We start from the raw sequence: 17,626 nt of genomic DNA, 5'->3' as shown, positions 1-17,626 counted from the left end.
ATCTTTTGCTTTTATTGAGCCGGATTAGCCCGTAATTGCTCCGCCGCAGCCTTGGCCAGATCCGGTGGCAGGAAGTCCTTGTCCGGGTTGTAGTCGGCTTTGAGATAACGCGTCAGGTCCTGCAAATCCCCCGGGTTCAAAGTGCCGGCGGCCTGCTTCAGGCGCAGGTTGTCGAGGATGTAGTCGTAGCGGGTGTTGTTGTAGTTGCGCACCGAGGTGTACAGCTGACGCTGGGCATCGAGTACGTCAACGATGTTGCGCGTCCCCACCTGATAACCGATTTCGGTCGCTTCCACCGCGCTCTGGTTGGAAATGATCGACTGCCGGCGGGCCTGCACCTGCTCGACGTCGGTGTTGACGGCGCGGTGCAGGTTGCGGGTGTTTTCCACGACCTGACGACGCAGCGCTTCGCGTTGCTGCTCGGACTGAGTCAGCCGTGAGTAAGACTCGCGTACCTGGGAACTGGTCAACCCGCCGCTGTAGATCGGGATGCTCAATTGTAGGCCGACAGTGCGCTGCTCGACATCACCGCCGTAACGCACGCCGTTCGGGTTCGGGTTGGTAAAACCGAGGGCGTCGTTATCACCTTTCTTGTACTGCGCGACCGCATCCAGGGTCGGTGCATGTCCGGCCTTGCGCTGCTTGAGAGTCTCTTCGGCGGCGCTTACCGCGTAGTTGCTGGCCAGCAAATTCAGGTTCTGCTTGGCGGCGGTGTCGACCCAGGCTTTGGCATCGTTCGGTGCCGGCGGCAGGATCGGCAAGGTATGCACGATGCCCTGGATCGAGTTGTACTGGCGGTTGGTCAGGGTGATCAGCGCTTCAAACGCGTCGTCCACCTGACGTTGAGCGAGAATCCGGTTGGCCCGCGCCGTGTCGTAACTGGCTTGGGATTGCAACACGTCTGTCTTGTCCGACAGACCGACGTCGAAGCGCTCGTTAGACTGGTCGAGTTGACGTTTGAATGCCGCTTCTTCGGCCTTGGTCGAGGCCAGGGTGTCCTGGCTGCGCAGCACGTTGAAGTAGCTTTCGGCGCTTTGCAGAATCAGGTTCTGTTCAGTGGCCGAGAGTTGCAAGGCAGCCTGTTCGTTGACGTCCTTGGCGGCCTGCAACTGGAACCAGCGATCGGCACGGAAAATCGGTTGCGCGAGGGTCGCCTGATACACCGTGCCACTGCGGGTCGAGGTCAGCGATGGCTGATCGAGTGAGGTGCGGGTGTTGTTCAGATCGGCACCGGCGGACAGGTTGGGCAACAGCCCGGCACGGGCCTGGGGCACGACTTCCTTCTGGGCGCCGTATTGGGCGCGGGCGGCGGCGAGGTCGGCGTTATTGTCCACCGCCTCCTGATAGACGCTGACCAGGTCGGTCCTGGTCGATAAGGGCGCTTCTGCTGCCCAGGCCATTCCATTGGACGCACAAGACACGGCAAGGGCCAGTGAGAGTTTGCGCAGCATGAGGCCATCCCTAAATTACGCTGATAATTTGAGCGCCAAGGCTACGGCGCGGCGCCCTGCAGCGTCAAGGCGCGGCACGGCGTAGCGAGTGTAGTTGCACGCAGGCATGGCAACAATCCTGTAATTGCGCCATTCATCATGGTGTTTGCTGCGGAGTTGGCGTTCTTTGCCGGTTGTGTCTAGACTGGCCGGGTTCTTGTCGGGGTGCCTTGCTATGAGGCTGAGATCGAATAATTTCGGATCCCGTTGAACCTGATCAGGTTAGCGCCTGCGTAGGGAACAAGATTTCTCGTCACCCGGCGAGTCCTCTTGTGCTTCGTCCGGGATGTTGTTCGACAATCGAACACCCCTCGAGCATTGAGCACAGCACCAGCTGGTTTTCCCAGCGCCCGTGCGTCCATTCGTTTACAGGTTCGCTCCGACAAAAATCCACTGCCTGGATGTGTGTCTGGAGAGCCCGTGATGACTACAAAATCAAAAATCGAAACCAATCTGAGTGACTCGGCCAAGGTCGATCAGCAATCGGTTCAGCCGTTTACCCGCTCGCAAAAAATCTATGTCCAGGGCACTCGCCCGGACATCCTCGTGCCGATGCGCGAAATCAGCCTTGATGTGACCCCGACCGACTTCGGCGGCGAAATCAATGCGCCGGTAGTGGTGTATGACACCTCGGGCCCGTATACCGACCCCAACGTCATCATCGACGTGCGCAAAGGCCTGGCCGATGTGCGTTCACCATGGATCGAGTCCCGTGGCGACACCGAGCGTCTGCCGGGTCTGAGCTCCAATTTTGGCCAGGAACGCCTGGCCGATGCGGAATTGACCAAGCTGCGTTTCGCCCACGTGAACAATCCGCGCCGCGCCAAGCCGGGTGCCAACGTCAGCCAGATGCACTACGCCCGTAAAGGCATCATTACCGCCGAGATGGAATACGTCGCCATCCGCGAAAACATGAAGCTCGAAGTGGCCCGTGCCGCGGGCTTGCTGGACCAGCAGCACGCCGGCTACAGCTTCGGCGCCAGTGTGCCGAAAATCATTACACCGGAATTTGTCCGTGAAGAGATCGCCCGTGGTCGCGCGATCATTCCGGCCAACATCAACCACACCGAACTGGAACCGATGATCATCGGCCGTAACTTCCTGGTGAAGATCAACGGCAACATCGGCAACAGCGCCTTGGGTTCGTCCATCGAAGAAGAAGTGGCGAAACTGACCTGGGGCATTCGCTGGGGGTCGGACACGGTCATGGACTTGTCCACCGGCAAGCACATTCACGAAACCCGTGAATGGATCATCCGTAACTCGCCGGTGCCGATCGGTACCGTGCCGATCTATCAGGCTTTGGAAAAAGTCGGCGGCGCCGCTGAAGACCTGACCTGGGAGCTGTTCCGCGACACGCTGATCGAGCAGGCAGAGCAGGGCGTCGACTACTTCACCATCCACGCTGGCGTGTTGCTGCGCTACGTGCCGCTGACCGCCAAACGCGTGACCGGTATTGTTTCCCGTGGCGGTTCGATCATGGCCAAGTGGTGCCTGGCGCATCACAAGGAGAACTTCCTTTACACCCATTTCGAAGACATCTGCGAAATCATGAAGGCCTACGACGTCAGCTTCTCGCTGGGCGATGGCCTGCGTCCGGGCTCGATTGCCGACGCCAACGACGCCGCACAATTCGGTGAATTGGAAACCCTCGGCGAGCTGACCAAAATCGCCTGGAAGCACGACGTGCAGTGCATGATCGAAGGCCCGGGTCACGTGCCGATGCAGTTGATCAAAGAGAACATGGACAAGCAGCTCGAGTGCTGCGACGAGGCGCCGTTCTACACCCTCGGCCCGCTGACCACCGACATCGCCCCAGGCTACGACCACATCACTTCCGGTATCGGTGCGGCGATGATCGGCTGGTTCGGTTGCGCGATGCTTTGCTACGTGACGCCGAAGGAACACTTGGGCTTGCCGAACAAGGATGACGTGAAGACCGGGATCATCACCTACAAGATCGCCGCTCACGCTGCCGACCTTGCGAAGGGGCATCCGGGCGCGCAAATTCGTGACAATGCCTTGAGCAAGGCGCGTTTCGAATTCCGTTGGGAAGACCAGTTCAACCTCGGTCTGGACCCGGATACCGCGCGTTCGTACCACGACGAAACCCTGCCTAAGGATTCGGCCAAGGTCGCGCACTTCTGCTCCATGTGCGGACCGAAATTCTGCTCGATGAAAATCACCCAGGAAGTCCGTGAATACGCGGCCAACCAGCGGATTGAAACTGTCGATGCGGAAGTTGCGCAAGGTCTGGCGGAACAGGCTGAGCGGTTCAAGCAGGAAGGCAGTCAGTTGTACAAGAAGGTTTGATCTGATCCGAAAGGTCGGGGCCTGAGAGGGCCCCATCGCGGGCAAGCCCGCTCCCACATGGTTTGTGCCGTACACACATCCCCTGTGGGAGCGGGCTTGCCCGCGATAGCGATCAAAAAAACAACATATGTCCCTCTGAGATAACACCCTTGAGCATCCAACCCAGTACTTATTCCCCGGATTGCGCGGTGCCGATCGACAAGCGTGTCTTCGGCGGCCGTGATCTGTGTTCCCTGTGGTTCTCCCTCGGCATCGGCCTGATGGTGTTGCAGACCGGCGCTTTGCTCGCACCGGGTCTGGGCCTGTCCGGCTCGTTGCTGGCGATTTTTCTTGGCACGCTGATCGGCGTTCTGTTGCTGGCCGCGGTCGGCGTAATTGGTAGCGACACTGGTCTGTCATCGATGGCTGCGCTCAAGCTCAGCTTGGGCCGTCATGGCGCGAGCCTTCCGGCGGTGTTGAACCTGCTGCAACTGATCGGTTGGGGCTCGTTTGAAATCATCGTGATGCGCGACGCTGCCAGCCTGCTTGGCGCCCGTGCATTCAGCGAAGGCAGTCTGCTGTCGAATCCGCTGCTTTGGACAGTTTTCTTCGGTGGTTTGGCGACTTTGCTGGCCGTCAGTGGGCCACTGACCTTCGTGCGTAAGATCCTGCGCAAGTGGGGCATTTGGCTGCTGCTGGCTGCGTGCATCTGGCTGACCTGGAACCTGTTCGTCAAAGCCGATCTGGCGGCGTTGTGGGCGCAGGCCGGTGATGGTTCGATGCCGTTTGCCGTGGGCTTCGACATTGCGATTGCAATGCCGTTGTCCTGGCTGCCGCTGATTGCCGACTACTCGCGGTTCGGCAAGCGCGCAAAGAATGTCTTCGGCGGTACGGCGCTGGGCTTCTTTATCGGTAACTTCTGGCTGATGAGTCTGGGCGTGGCGTACACCCTGGCGTTCGCGCCGAGCGGTGAAGTGAATGCCTTGCTGCTGGCGTTGGCCGGTGCAGGTTTGGGGATTCCGTTGCTGCTGATTCTGTTGGACGAGTCGGAAAATGCCTTTGCCGATATTCACTCGGCGGCGGTGTCCAGCGGGATTCTGTTGCGCTTGAAAGTCGAGCATCTGGCATTGGCTATCGGCGTGATCTGCACATTGATCGCCTGCCTGGCGCCATTAGCCCAGTACCAGAATTTTCTGCTGTTGATCGGCTCGGTGTTTGCGCCGCTGTTCGGCGTGGTGCTGGTGGATCATTTCATCCTGCGCAAGCGCAGTGCTCATGTAGCGTCAGCCGCATTGCGCTGGCCGGCGTTGCTCGCCTGGTTGGGCGGGGTGAGCACCTATCATTTGCTGGCCAATCTCTATCCGGACATCGGCGCAACCCTGCCGTCGCTGGTACTGGCAGGGCTGCTGCAACTGCTGCTCGGTCGAGCCTTCAGCTACGGCCGGGAAACAGCTCGGGTTTGAAAATACCGTTCAGGCGCGGGTAGGGGATCTTCAGTTCGACGTGGCCCAGTGCGTAAGGCGCGATGGTGCTTACTTCGTACTTGAGGATCACCCCGCCGTAGGTCAGCGCCACGTTCTGGGTTTTCACGAAGGGCCAGCTCTTCACGAACTCCGGTTCCTGATCGAGCTTGGTGCTGATCAGCCAGCTGTTGTGCGCCACTTGGGCCGCTTTCCAGAACGCCTCTTCCTGCCCCGGGATCAACATGTCCGAGAGGGTCAGTACTTTATGCTGCTGACGTGAATAGTTGATGAAGCCACGGCCCGGCGTGCCATGGGCACCGCCGGTGTCCAGGTAGCTGGACAATTCAACGATCACCAAGCCGTCATGCTGCTCACGTACCTTGGCTTGCAGGTAGCTGCTGTAGCGCGGGCCGGCACTGCTCAAAAACTGCTCGCGATATGCCGTCAGCGTCGGCGCTACGGGGGCTTCGGGTGAGGTGCGGGTCATTTGCAGCAGGCGTTTTTCGATGATGCCGTCAAGCGCAGGCTCATCCGGGAAACGCAGCGTATCGATGTTCACCAGCGGGCAGTCGGGGGTTGTGCAGCCTGGTTTCAACTGTTCGGAGGCGTCGCGGGTGGTTTCCAGCGGCGCCCGGTAGTTGGGCTGGAACAAACTCTGGCAGGCGCCCAGGGTCAGGGCGATTGCGGCCACAGAGGCGATTTTAAAAAGCGACATGGGCGTCCTTCATAAAACAGGGAAAGGCGAAAAGTTACCCGCTTCGACTCTTAACGAAGCAGTCAGTTCGCCACTAAGCTAATTAGAGTTGGTTTCGCCCTCACCGTCTATCCCGCTGACTGGAAAGGGGCTGCATCAAACATCGCGGGCGCGTTAGGATGGCGCGAAGTCGAGGTTGCAAGTAACAATGCAAGTAACAAAAAGCAACCTCGTAACGGATTTGCAGTAAAGAGGATAGTCATGACTGATTTTACCAACGCCATTCCGACCGCCGTTGATATCGTTCGGCGCGAAAAGTGCTACGAGGGTTTCTATAAGCTCGACCGCGTGCACTTGCGCCACGAATTGTTCGCCGGTGGCATGAGTCGCGAGATCAATCGTGAACTGTTCGTGCGCCATGATGCGGTGTGCGTACTGCCTTACGATCCGCAGCGCGACGAAGTGGTGCTGATCGAGCAGTTTCGCGTCGGCGCCATGGGCAAGACCGACAACCCGTGGCTGATCGAACTGGTCGCCGGTCTGATCGACAAGGATGAAGTGCCGGAAGAAGTTGCTCACCGTGAAGCGCAGGAGGAAGCTGGGCTTGTATTCGGGGCACTCTGGCCGATAACCAAATATTTTCCATCGCCGGGTGGCAGTAACGAATTTGTGCATTTGTATCTGGGGCGTTGCGACAGTACCGGGGTTGGCGGCCTGCATGGGCTGGAGGAAGAGGCAGAAGATATTCGTGTCACGGTCTGGGCGTTCGAAGATGCCCTGCAAGCCGTGCGCGATGGACGTATTGCCAACGCGCCAAGCATCATTGCCTTGCAATGGCTGGCTTTGAACCGCGTTGAAGTGAGGGGGTTATGGTCGTAAACAAGCTGCGCGATCGCTACCGGATTGACCTCGTGGGGCTGCAAGCCTCCTGCGAGGCCAACTACGCGCGCCTGATGCGACTGCTGCCGGATATGCGTAGCGAGCCGCAGGCGCGGCGCATTGCCGTGACCCACGGCGACCAGATGCTTGGCGTGCTGGCCCTGGAAGTGTTGCAAGTCTGTCCGTACACCACGACGCTGCAAGTACGCCAGGAGCACAGCCTGCCGTGGCTGCCGGTTCCTCAACTTGAAGTTCAGGTCTATCACGACGCCTGCATGGCCGAAGTGGTCAGCGCCGAACATGCAAGACGCTTCCGGGGCATCTATCCTTACCCGAACGCCGCGATGCATCAGCCGGATGAAAAGGCTCAGCTCAATCTGTTCCTGGGGGAATGGCTGAGTCATTGCCTGGCTTGCGGGCACGAGTACGCCGTTGTGCGCTAAGAGCCCTATGTAGTTGTGAACTGCGTCCGGTTCACAGGTTTCCTCTTTTGATCGTCCCCCAGCATAATTGCGGCACTTACCCATCCCGTGATCACGCCCTGGGAGAACGCCTTGCCGAGCGTATCCATATTGACCACCGCCGATCCGGCGTTGCTGGTGCAACTTTCCGACAGTCATTTGTTTGCCGAGGCGGACGGGACGTTGCTGGGGATGAATACCCGCGACAGCCTGCAAAAAGTCATTGAGCTGGTAAAGCTTCAGCAGCCGCAGATCGACTTGATCATTGCCAGTGGCGATCTTTCACAGGACGGGACGCTGGAGTCGTATCAACTGTTTCGTGACCTGACCCGACAGATCGATGCGCCGGCACGCTGGATTCCCGGTAATCACGACGAACCGCAGATCATGGCCGAGGCGGCAGTGCAGAGTGCGCTGCTGGAATCGGTGGTGGACGTCGGCAACTGGCGGGTTACGTTGCTCGACTCGGCGGTGCCGGGGTCGGTGCCGGGGTATTTGCAGGATGAACAGTTGCAGTTGCTGGCCCGCTCATTGAGTGAGGCACCGCAGCGGCATCATTTGGTGTGTTTCCATCATCATCCGGTGTCGATCGGGTGTGCGTGGATGGAGCCCATTGGATTGCGCAATCCAGAAGCGTTATTCGCGGTGCTGGATCGCTTTCCACAGGTGCGTGCAGTGTTGTGGGGGCATGTGCATCAGGAAATTGACCAGATGCGCAACGGTGTTCGCCTGATTGCATCGCCCTCGACCTGTATTCAGTTCGAGCCGTGCAGTGATGATTTCAAGGTGAGCGAGCAGGCGCCGGGGTATCGGTGGTTGCGGTTGTTGCCGGATGGTCGGCTGGAAACTGGCGTTGAGCGCATCACCGGGTTCGATTTCCGGATTGATTACGGCTCCAGCGGCTACTGATTTATTTGTCATTCCCAAAGACCGAGGCGCGGCCTTCGCGAGCAAGCCCGCTCCCACACTGGATCTGCTGTGAACACATGATTTGTGGGCACCCGAGATCTAATGTGGGAGCGGGCTTGCTCGCGAAGACGGCCTGACGGGCAATGTGATTCTTGGAGATATACCCGAGTCTTTCGATAGATCAGAACACCCAACCCCATCCGACACCCTGTAAACTGCGCCTCTTTACCCGACGCACAGGGAGCTCAAATGTCCGGTTCGATCCTTTATATCCACGGTTTCAACAGCGCGCCGGCGTCGAAAAAGGCCTGTCAGTTGATCAGCGTGATGGAACGGCTGGGCTTGAGCGATCAGTTGCGTGTGCCGGCCTTGCATCACCATCCCCGCGAGGCCATCGGTCAGCTGGAGCAGGCGATTGCCGAGCTGGGGCGGCCACTGCTGGTCGGCAGCTCACTCGGCGGCTACTATGCGACTCACTTGGCCGAACGCCATGGCTTGAAAGCCCTGTTGATCAACCCTGCCGTCAGCCCACACCAGATGTTCGACGGGTTTCTGGGTACGCAGAAAAACCTGTACACCAATGAAACCTGGGAATTGACCCACGACCACGTAAAGGCCCTGGCCGAGCTGGAAGTGCCGGCGCCCCAGGATCCGCAGCGGTTTCAAGTGTGGTTGCAGACCGGCGATGAAACGCTGGATTATCGCCTCGCCCAGCAGTATTACCGGGCTTGTGCCTTGCGTATCCAGGCTGGCGGCGACCATAGTTTCCAGGGTTTTGCGGAACGATTACCGGCAATGCTGAGTTTCGCCGGCATTGGCGCAGATTTGTATCAGGCGATTGATTTCACTGCACTGTGATTTGTCGCCTCTTTTTCTCAGAACACTTTTTTCAGAACACTCTTTTTCACAGAACACTTTTTACAGGCGGACGATGAGACCCCATGGCCACTCCCAGCGCTAGCTCTTATAACGCAGACGCCATCGAAGTCCTCTCGGGCCTCGACCCGGTGCGCAAACGCCCCGGCATGTACACCGACACCAGTCGGCCGAACCACCTCGCCCAGGAAGTCATCGACAACAGTGTCGACGAAGCCTTGGCCGGGCATGCGACCTCGGTGCAGGTCATCCTGCACGCCGATCACTCTCTGGAAGTCAGCGATGATGGCCGTGGCATGCCAGTGGACATTCACCCGGAAGAGGGTGTGTCGGGCGTCGAGCTGATCCTCACCAAGCTTCATGCGGGCGGCAAGTTTTCCAACAAGAACTACCAGTTCTCCGGCGGTTTGCACGGGGTGGGTATTTCCGTGGTCAACGCCTTGTCGACCGAAGTCCGGGTGCGTGTGAAGCGCGACGGCAACGAATACCAGATGACTTTCGCTGACGGTTACAAGAAGACCGAGCTGGAAGTGATCGGCACCGTCGGCAAGCGCAACACCGGCACCAGCGTGTTCTTCGCGCCGGACCCGAAGTACTTCGATTCACCGAAATTCTCCATCAGCCGCCTCAAGCACGTGCTCAAGGCCAAGGCCGTTCTGTGCCCGGGGCTGCTGGTCAGTTTTGAAGACAAGGCCACCGGCGAGAAAGTCGAATGGCATTACGAAGATGGCCTGCGCTCTTACCTGGTGGACGCAGTCAGCGAATTCGAACGCCTGCCGGACGAACCGTTCTGCGGCAGCCTGGCCGGTAATAAAGAAGCGGTCGATTGGGCGTTGTTGTGGTTGCCTGAGGGCGGTGACAGTGTTCAGGAAAGCTACGTCAACCTGATCCCGACGGCCCAGGGCGGTACTCACGTCAATGGTCTGCGTCAGGGCTTGCTCGATGCGATGCGCGAGTTCTGTGAGTTCCGCAGCCTGTTGCCGCGTGGCGTGAAGCTGGCGCCGGAAGACGTCTGGGAACGCATTGCGTTCGTCCTGTCGATGAAGATGCAGGAACCGCAATTCTCCGGTCAGACCAAGGAGCGCCTGTCATCCCGTGAAGCGGCCGCTTTCGTTTCCGGTGTGGTCAAGGACGCTTTCAGCCTGTGGCTCAACGCTCACCCGGAAACCGGCATGCTGCTGGCGGAACTGGCGATCAACAACGCCGGACGTCGTCTGAAGGCCAGCAAGAAAGTTGAGCGTAAGCGCATTACCCAAGGTCCGGCGTTGCCGGGCAAACTCGCCGACTGCGCCGGGCAGGACCCGATGCGTTCCGAGCTGTTCCTGGTGGAAGGTGATTCCGCCGGCGGTTCGGCCAAGCAGGCGCGGGACAAAGAGTTTCAGGCGATCCTGCCGTTGCGCGGCAAGATTCTGAACACCTGGGAAGTCGACGGCAGCGAAGTGTTGGCCAGCCAGGAAGTGCACAACATTGCCGTGGCCATCGGTGTCGATCCGGGCTCGGCGGACATCGCCCAACTGCGTTACGGCAAGATCTGCATCCTCGCCGACGCCGACTCCGACGGTCTGCACATCGCCACATTGCTGTGTGCCTTGTTCGTCCAGCATTTTCGCCCGCTGGTGGATGCCGGTCACGTCTACGTCGCCATGCCGCCGCTGTACCGTATCGACCTGGGCAAAGAAATTTACTATGCCCTGGACGAGGCCGAGCGCGATGGCATTCTCGATCGCCTGGTAGCCGAGAAGAAACGCGGCAAACCACAGGTCACCCGATTCAAAGGTCTGGGTGAAATGAACCCGCCGCAGCTGCGCGAAACCACCATGGACCCGAACACGCGGCGTCTGGTGCAGTTGACGCTGGAAGATTTCGATGCGACCTCGGAAATGATGGACATGCTGCTGGCGAAAAAACGCGCCGGCGATCGCAAGTCCTGGCTGGAGTCCAAGGGCAACCTGGCCGAGGTTCTGGGCTGATGCGATTTGGCTGGGCCCTGGCGTGTGCATTGCTGCTGACCTCGGTGACGGTTTGCGCAGAGCCTGCCCCCGAGCTGCGCCTGTTGTCCGAGCATGCCGTCGACGGCATGCGCGGCGGCAATCTGTCGGGGCTGGCCCAGTGCGGCAAGGATCTGTGGACCGTTTCGGATCGTGACGATGATCAAATCTATCGTCTCGACACCCGCAACAACACCTGGCAAGCCGAAACCGTGCGCATCGACGTACCCCTGGTGCCCGACAGCGGTTTGCCCTGGGGCTTGCGTTCCCGGACCTGGGCGGCGTCGTTCGTGCGGGGCGGGGACCTGGACTTCGAAGGCATTACCTGCGACAGCGCCGGTAATCGTTACATCGTCAGCGAAGCGCACGCCGCAGTGCTGCAAGTGCCGCCAATCGGGCCTGCATCCTGGCTGAAAATCTCGCCGATGCTGGTACGCGAAGCACGAGCCAGCGGTATGTTGCTGCACTTCAATGCATTGTTTGAAGGGCTGGCGATCAATCCGGCCGGTGACACGCTGTGGCTGGCCGCCGAACGTGAGCGCCGCGGTTTGCTGCTGATCAAGCGCCAGCAAACGGTCTGGGACTGCAATGGTGGTTGTGTGCTGCTGAGTGAAGCGGGGGTGGAGATGCAGCCAGCGCAATTTCCCAAGGCCCGTGCACGCTCCCGGGATTTTGCCGATCTGTCATTGTTCGACGGCAAGCTGTTTACCCTTGAGCGCAATGTCTTTCAGGTTTGCCGTCGCGATGCGGTGACGGCCAAGGTCGAGCGCTGCTGGTCGTTTGCCGCCGAGGCCTTGCAGGAAAACCGTCGTTATTCACAGCCCTTTGGGCTGGCGGAAGCGTTGATCGTGGACGCCGACGGCGCCTGGATCGGTATCGACAACAATAATGGTGCGCGCGCCGACGGCGAGAAACGCCCGATTGTCTGGCGCTTTGCCGCGCCTGAAGGTGGCTGGAGTGCCAAGCCGTGAGTCAGCAACCGCCGGGCAAACGCGCCGGCCGGGTGTTGATGGTGTTGGCCTGGTGCGCCGCGCTGTTTCTGGCAACGCGGTTTTTCGGGCAATGGGAAGAGCGCCAGCAAAATCCGAATGGGGTGGTCAGCTCTGAGCAGGGCAAAGGTTTTATCGAAGTGAAGCTGATCAGCAACAGCCAGGGGCATTTTATCGCCACTGGTCAGATCAACGGCCAGCCCGTGGATTTCATGCTCGATACCGGCGCGACCGATGTGGCGATCCCGGCCGAAGTGGCCGAGCGGCTGAAACTGGAAAAAGGCTTTGGGGTGACCCTGAGCACGGCCAATGGCTTGAGCGAGGGCTATCGAACCCGCCTCGACCGGCTGCAATTGGGCGACATCGTGCTGCGTGACGTTCGCGCGCTGGTGGCGCCCGGTTTGCACGGCAATCAGGTGCTGCTCGGTATGAGCGCACTGAACAAACTTGAATTTACCCAGCGCGGTGGCACCATGCTGCTGCGCCAGACAACGAACTGATGAGGCCCGCATGAGCGACTCCCTTGATCTCAGCCTGGACGGTGTAGAACGCCGGTCACTGGCTGACTTCACCGAAAATGCCTACCTCAACTACTCCATGTACGTGATCATGGACCGTGCCTTGCCGCATATCGGCGACGGCCTGAAACCGGTACAGCGGCGCATCATCTATGCGATGAGCGAGTTGGGGCTGGACGCCGATTCCAAGCACAAGAAATCGGCGCGTACCGTCGGTGACGTGCTCGGTAAGTTCCACCCGCACGGCGATTCGGCGTGCTACGAAGCCATGGTCCTGATGGCCCAGCCGTTCAGCTACCGCTACACGCTGGTTGACGGCCAGGGTAACTGGGGTGCGCCGGACGATCCGAAGTCCTTCGCCGCCATGCGTTACACCGAAGCGCGGTTGTCGCGATATTCCGAAGTGCTGCTCAGCGAACTGGGCCAGGGCACCGCGGACTGGGGTCCGAACTTCGACGGCACGCTGGAAGAGCCTTTGGTGTTGCCGGCCCGTTTGCCGAACATCCTGCTCAACGGCACCACCGGTATCGCCGTGGGCATGGCCACCGACGTACCGCCGCATAACCTGCGCGAAGTCGCGACCGCCTGCGTGCGCTTGCTGGATGAGCCGAAAGCCACGGTCGAACAGCTCTGCGAGCACATTCAGGGCCCGGATTACCCGACAGAAGCGGAAATCATCACGCCGCGCGCCGACCTGCTGAAAATCTACGAAACCGGCAAGGGCTCGGTGCGCATGCGCGCCGTGTACCACATCGAAGACGGCGACATCATCGTCACCGCGCTGCCGCATCAGGTTTCGGGCGCCAAGGTGCTGGAACAGATCGCAGCGATGATGCAGGCCAAACCGTCCAAAGCCCCGCAGATCGCTGACCTGCGAGATGAATCCGACCACGAAAACCCGTGCCGGATCGTGATCATTCCGGGCGCCCGCAAAAACTTTGACCACGATGCCCTGATGCAGCACCTGTTCGCCAGCACCGAGCTGGAGTCGAGTTATCGGGTCAACATCAACATCATCGGCCTCGACGGCAAACCGCAGTTGAAAAACCTGCGGGCGCTGTTGGTCGAGTGGCTGGAATTCCGGGTGCAGACCGTGCGTCGTCGTCTGCAATTCCGCCTGGACAAGGTTGAGCGTCGGCTGCACCTGTTGGACGGTTTGTTGATCGCCTACCTCAATCTGGATGAAGTGATTCACATCATCCGCACCGAGGAACACCCGAAAGCCGCACTGATCGAGCGTTTCGCCCTGAGCGAAATCCAGGCCGACTATATTCTCGACACCCGTTTGCGTCAGTTGGCGCGACTGGAAGAAATGAAGCTGCGTGCCGAGCAGGATGAACTGCTCAAGGAACAGGCCAAGCTGCAAGCCCTGCTGGGCAGCGAAGCCAAGCTGAAAAAGCTGGTACGCACCGAGCTGATCAAGGACGCCGAAACTTACGGTGACGACCGTCGTTCGCCAATCGTCGAGCGTGCAGAAGCCAAGGCCTTGACCGAGCACGATCTGCTGCCGAACGAGAAAGTGACCGTAGTTCTGTCGGAAAAAGGCTGGGTTCGCTCTGCCAAAGGGCACGAAATCGACGCCACCGGGCTTTCCTACAAGGCCGGGGATGGCTTCAAGGCCTTGGCGGCCGGTCGCTCCAACCAGTTTGCAGTGTTTATCGACTCCACCGGTCGTAGTTATTCGGTGGCGGCGCACACGTTACCATCGGCCCGTGGCCAGGGCGAACCGCTGACCGGCCGCTTGACACCGCCGCCAGGGGCGAGTTTTGAATGCGTGCTGATGCCTGAAGACGATTCTCTATACGTGATCGCCTCCGACGCTGGTTACGGTTTCGTGGTCAAGGGTGAAGACCTGCAGGCCAAGAACAAGGCGGGCAAGGCTCTGTTGAGCCTGCCGAACAACGCTAAAGTGATTCTGCCGCGCCCGGTAGCCGATCGTGAGCAGAACTGGTTGGCCTCGGTGACCACCGAAGGTCGCCTGCTGATTTTCAAAATCAGCGATCTGCCACAATTAGGTAAAGGTAAAGGGAATAAGATCATCGGGATTTCCGGTGAACGTGTTGCCAGTCGCGAAGAATATGTCACGGACATTGCCGTTTTGCCGGAGGGTGCCACTTTGGTGCTACAGGCCGGAAAACGTACCTTGTCGCTGAAGGCGGACGACCTCGAACACTACAAAGGTGAGCGTGGGCGTCGCGGTAACAAACTGCCACGGGGCTTTCAGAGGGTTGATGCGCTGTTCGTCGAAAACCTCAATTAGGCGTGCTAGAGCGCTCGATCTACGATTTAACGCGTAGATCGGCGCTTTGCCGCTGGAGTCGGAACGCATATTCACGGATGATATGGCCTTTCAAGCGCCGGCGTAGCCGAGCGTTCTTCATATTTTTTGAGTATTTTCACTGTGGTTAGCCTTGTGGCAGCCACCTGGATGGGACGATGACTGCTCTGCGCCTTCCTTTTATTTTGATGCTCGCTGGCGTTCTTGGCCTGGCGGGTTGCAGCGTTCACCAACCGGTGTCGCTGTATCAGCTGGACAGCGGAAGTCCGGCTCAGCCTGCGCAAAGCGCTGGCATGGCGGTATTGCTGGGCCCGGTAACGGTGGCCGACTACCTGCAACGCGAAACCTTGTTGCAGCGTCAGCCGGATGGCAGCCTGCTAGCTTCGGTTGACGGTCGTTGGGCGGGTAGCCTGTCGTCGGACATCGATCAGCTGTTGCTGCGTCAGGTCGCCGGCCATCTGGACAGCCAGCGCGTTGTCCTGGCACCGGCGACAGTGGGTTTCGCACCGGATGTTCAGGTTCTGCTGACAATCACGCGTCTGGACTCGGGTGCATCGCAGCCAGCAGTCCTTGATGCGCAATGGCGCCTGATCGACCGTCGTGGTCAGGTGCGCGATAACCGCATCATTCATCTGCAGGAGCAGCACACTGGCGGGACTGCAGCTCAGGTTCAGGCTCAGGGTGTGTTGCTGCAACGTCTGGCCGAGCAGCTGTCGACAGCGCTCAAGCCGCTGGCCAACCAGCCGCCGATCGCCGAAGCGCCTCGCAAACAGGCTGCCAAGCCGGTGGCACCGGCAGCAGAGCCGGAGAAACAACCGAAAATCCCGATGGCTTCGCCGATTCGCACGGATATGGAAGTGTTCAGGTTCTAAGCCTGGATTGATCCAAAACAAAGCCCGCCTTGTGCGGGCTTTGTTGTTTCTGCGGATTGGAGGCTTGAGCGCTGCCGACTGATCATTCCCACGCTCTGCGTGGGAATGCAGCCCGTGACGCTCTGCGTCACATCGGTGCCAGGTTCTGTTTATGAGGTGGGGCTGGAACGCAGAGCGTCCCTGGAGGCATTCCCACGCGGAGCGTGGGAACGATCAGCCCGCAGACGATCACTCATCTGCGGGCTTCTTTACAGCGGGGGCTAGCGTTTACGCCCGGCGTTCGTGCATCCGCGCCAGTTGCCGTTCCAGCATCGACGGATAAGGCTCCATCAAGCGCTCTACGCAGCACGCACCCTCTGGGCTTGCGATCGGGCGGATTCGTGCACGCTGGCGAATCAGTGCGTCGTCGCTGATCTTGCGCTCCACCAGCAGCAGGTTGCGGCTGTGTTGCGACAGGGCCAGTGCATCCTGAGCGGTTTCAGTCAGCAGCAGATCAATCTGGCTCAAGCCGAACAACTCGTCACCCAGCGTCAGGCCCAACTGCAATTGCAGGGTGATACCGCTGTCGGCGACTTCGATCTGCAACTGATGACCCAGGGCGCGCAGCAACTCGCCGCAGCAGATGGCGTTGGTCAGGTAGTCGTCGCCACTGTCTTCGGTGTGGAACAGCATCAGTGTGCTGCCATCGTTCAGGGTGTGCAGTTCGCTCTGGTAAAGCGAGGCGGCCTGATCGAGGCAATCGCGGTAGCGTTTCAGCAGTTCTTCCAGGCGTGCGCGGGGCAGGCGGCGCAGCTGATCTTGCGCGCCCAGTTGCACGGCCAGTACTGCGCTGTGCTGCGGCAGGTTCGATGCCTGCGGCTTTATGACTGGTTTCGGCGCGCTATCTGCCGAATCATCACGCAGATCGGCAAACGGATCTTCGTCGTCCTCATCGTCTTCGACGGTGCTGACAGTGCGACGCGGTGCAGGCTTGAGGCCGGCGACAGGCTTGGTTTCATCGAAACCTGGATCGCGCAGGTTGCGTACTTCGAAGGTCGGCTCGTTGTCGTCAGCGTCTTCGTAATCGCTGTCGTCATATTCCGGAACCGGCACGGGCTCTGCCGGTTCCGGTGCGAAATTGGCGTGCAACTGACGAGCGAGGTCGCCGACCTCATCCTGGCGCTCGGTGGCCGGGGTGTATTCGTCGATATTGCGCAGCCATACCCGCAATTGCATCAGCGGTGTGGAGATATTGCGTCCCAGACGCAGGCTCAAGGCCAGGGACAGCGCCAGCAGAATGGCGCTCAGAATGCCCATGCTTTGCAGGCTGATGGTCATCGGCTGCTGGAACTGATCCATGTCCAGGCTGATGCGCAGTTGCCCGGCGGTCACGTCCTGGAAGGTAATCTTGCTTTGGTAAATACCCTCGGCTTCGCCCAGCAGGCTGTGCTTGGGCCGCTGGCCGGACTCGGCAAGGATGCGGTTATCCATGCTGTAGATGGCGGCGTGGGCCACCAGCTTGTTTTTGGTCAGGTTATTGAGCAGCACGTTCAGGCTGAGGATGTCATTGGACACCAACAGTTCCGTGGCCGAGGTCGCGGTCTGGGTGGTCAGGCTTTCGCCTAGGGCATCCGCCTGCTCGTGCATGGCCTGCTTGAACTGCAAACCCATCACACAGGCATAGATCACCAGGGCCAGAGCGACCAGGATCACGTTATGGCTGGCAATGCGCAATGCGATCGGTACACGGCGATGACGCAGTGCCCGGAAGATCAGCAGAAAGAAGTTATCGGTTTTAACTGGCGTGGGCCGGTTCACTTGAGCTCGGCTCTTTGTCCGTGAAGTTGACGCGCAGTATAGCGACAGGCCATAGGTCGTCAAAGCGCTCGCGGTGCCCGATGGTCACTGAAAATGGGTAGAATGCGGTTTTTTTCCACC

General features: G+C 59.6%; 14 protein-coding genes and 1 riboswitch. Of the genes, 11 read left to right on the top strand and 3 right to left on the bottom strand.

Going from position 1 to position 17,626, the window contains the following annotated elements:
- Nucleotides 1–11 precede the first annotated feature (11 nt).
- The gene (locus AB4O41_RS14280; protein ID WP_460148194.1) at nt 12–1,451 is read right to left on the bottom strand and encodes a TolC family outer membrane protein; all 1,440 of its coding nucleotides are present in this window, start codon (nt 1,449–1,451) and stop codon (nt 12–14) included.
- A 190-nt stretch (nt 1,452–1,641) separates the two neighbouring features.
- Nucleotides 1,642–1,747, top strand: a riboswitch (TPP riboswitch).
- A gap of 166 nt (nt 1,748–1,913) precedes the next feature.
- Between AB4O41_RS14280 and thiC the strand changes: the two genes are divergently transcribed.
- Together thiC and cytX are read left to right on the top strand one after the other, a co-directional pair.
- Entirely contained in the window at nt 1,914–3,803 is a 1,890-nt protein-coding gene (gene thiC, locus AB4O41_RS14275) for a phosphomethylpyrimidine synthase ThiC (protein WP_030130464.1), read from the top strand.
- A 149-nt stretch (nt 3,804–3,952) separates the two neighbouring features.
- Complete coding sequence (gene cytX / locus AB4O41_RS14270; RefSeq protein ID WP_460148193.1) at nt 3,953–5,245, top strand: putative hydroxymethylpyrimidine transporter CytX; 1,293 nt, start codon at nt 3,953–3,955, stop codon at nt 5,243–5,245.
- Here the strand turns inward: cytX and AB4O41_RS14265 are convergent.
- On the bottom strand, nt 5,214–5,960 hold the full coding sequence (locus tag AB4O41_RS14265; protein ID WP_460148192.1) for an RsiV family protein: 747 nt from the start codon (nt 5,958–5,960) through the stop codon (nt 5,214–5,216). The genes cytX and AB4O41_RS14265 overlap by 32 nt on opposite strands.
- Before the next feature lie 240 nt (nt 5,961–6,200).
- Between AB4O41_RS14265 and AB4O41_RS14260 the strand changes: the two genes are divergently transcribed.
- The 9 genes from AB4O41_RS14260 (at nt 6,201) to AB4O41_RS14220 (ending at nt 15,709) form a co-directional block, all read left to right on the top strand.
- Nucleotides 6,201–6,818 (top strand): NUDIX domain-containing protein, encoded by a 618-nt coding sequence (locus AB4O41_RS14260; RefSeq protein WP_460148190.1) that lies wholly within the window; start codon nt 6,201–6,203, stop codon nt 6,816–6,818.
- A complete protein-coding gene (locus AB4O41_RS14255; RefSeq protein WP_007902592.1) occupies nt 6,809–7,261 on the top strand; it encodes a DUF1249 domain-containing protein in 453 nt (150 codons plus the stop codon). The genes AB4O41_RS14260 and AB4O41_RS14255 overlap by 10 nt, the downstream gene beginning before the upstream one ends.
- A 111-nt stretch (nt 7,262–7,372) precedes the next feature.
- Nucleotides 7,373–8,188, top strand: a complete 816-nt coding sequence (gene cpdA / locus AB4O41_RS14250) for a 3',5'-cyclic-AMP phosphodiesterase (protein WP_460148189.1) — start codon at nt 7,373–7,375, stop codon at nt 8,186–8,188.
- Between the two features lie 249 nt (nt 8,189–8,437).
- Nucleotides 8,438–9,046 carry a YqiA/YcfP family alpha/beta fold hydrolase gene (locus AB4O41_RS14245; RefSeq protein ID WP_460148187.1) on the top strand — a complete coding sequence of 203 codons (609 nt, stop codon included), beginning with the start codon at nt 8,438–8,440 and terminating at the stop codon, nt 9,044–9,046.
- A gap of 83 nt (nt 9,047–9,129) precedes the next feature.
- Nucleotides 9,130–11,034: a DNA topoisomerase IV subunit B gene (gene parE / locus AB4O41_RS14240; protein ID WP_007902595.1), complete on the top strand. Its 1,905-nt coding sequence runs from the start codon at nt 9,130–9,132 to the stop codon at nt 11,032–11,034.
- Nucleotides 11,034–12,023, top strand: coding sequence for an esterase-like activity of phytase family protein (locus AB4O41_RS14235; protein WP_460148186.1), 990 nt, complete (start codon nt 11,034–11,036; stop codon nt 12,021–12,023). The genes parE and AB4O41_RS14235 overlap by 1 nt, the downstream gene beginning before the upstream one ends.
- Nucleotides 12,020–12,541: a retropepsin-like aspartic protease family protein gene (locus AB4O41_RS14230; protein WP_367373932.1), complete on the top strand. Its 522-nt coding sequence runs from the start codon at nt 12,020–12,022 to the stop codon at nt 12,539–12,541. Before AB4O41_RS14235 ends, AB4O41_RS14230 begins: the two co-directional genes overlap by 4 nt.
- A 10-nt stretch (nt 12,542–12,551) precedes the next feature.
- Nucleotides 12,552–14,819 (top strand): DNA topoisomerase IV subunit A, encoded by a 2,268-nt coding sequence (parC, locus tag AB4O41_RS14225; RefSeq protein ID WP_367373933.1) that lies wholly within the window; start codon nt 12,552–12,554, stop codon nt 14,817–14,819.
- 176 nt (nt 14,820–14,995) lie between these two features.
- On the top strand, nt 14,996–15,709 hold the full coding sequence (locus tag AB4O41_RS14220; RefSeq protein ID WP_460148185.1) for a PqiC family protein: 714 nt from the start codon (nt 14,996–14,998) through the stop codon (nt 15,707–15,709).
- 267 nt (nt 15,710–15,976) lie between these two features.
- Here AB4O41_RS14220 and AB4O41_RS14215 read toward each other — a convergent pair whose 3' ends face one another.
- Nucleotides 15,977–17,506 carry an AhpA/YtjB family protein gene (locus AB4O41_RS14215; protein ID WP_460148184.1) on the bottom strand — a complete coding sequence of 510 codons (1,530 nt, stop codon included), beginning with the start codon at nt 17,504–17,506 and terminating at the stop codon, nt 15,977–15,979.
- Nucleotides 17,507–17,626 lie beyond the last annotated feature (120 nt).

Source organism: Pseudomonas sp. S2_A02 (assembly GCF_054668495.1).
The sequence above is the reverse complement of the archived record's forward strand: the minus strand, read 5'-3'. Positions and strand labels throughout refer to the sequence as shown.

Bases quoted from the DNA above. Each gene is read 5' to 3' on its own strand.
- AB4O41_RS14220 (WP_460148185.1), top strand. From the start codon at position 14,996: ATGACTGCTCTGCGCCTTCCTTTTATTTTGATGCTCGCTGGCGTTCTT.
- thiC (WP_030130464.1), top strand. From the start codon at position 1,914: ATGACTACAAAATCAAAAATCGAAACCAATCTGAGTGACTCGGCCAAG.
- parC (WP_367373933.1), top strand. From the start codon at position 12,552: ATGAGCGACTCCCTTGATCTCAGCCTGGACGGTGTAGAACGCCGGTCA.
- AB4O41_RS14260 (WP_460148190.1), top strand. From the start codon at position 6,201: ATGACTGATTTTACCAACGCCATTCCGACCGCCGTTGATATCGTTCGG.
- parE (WP_007902595.1), top strand. From the start codon at position 9,130: ATGGCCACTCCCAGCGCTAGCTCTTATAACGCAGACGCCATCGAAGTC.
- AB4O41_RS14245 (WP_460148187.1), top strand. From the start codon at position 8,438: ATGTCCGGTTCGATCCTTTATATCCACGGTTTCAACAGCGCGCCGGCG.
- AB4O41_RS14265 (WP_460148192.1), bottom strand. From the start codon at position 5,960: ATGTCGCTTTTTAAAATCGCCTCTGTGGCCGCAATCGCCCTGACCCTG.
- AB4O41_RS14235 (WP_460148186.1), top strand. From the start codon at position 11,034: ATGCGATTTGGCTGGGCCCTGGCGTGTGCATTGCTGCTGACCTCGGTG.
- AB4O41_RS14280 (WP_460148194.1), bottom strand. From the start codon at position 1,451: ATGCTGCGCAAACTCTCACTGGCCCTTGCCGTGTCTTGTGCGTCCAAT.
- AB4O41_RS14255 (WP_007902592.1), top strand. From the start codon at position 6,809: ATGGTCGTAAACAAGCTGCGCGATCGCTACCGGATTGACCTCGTGGGG.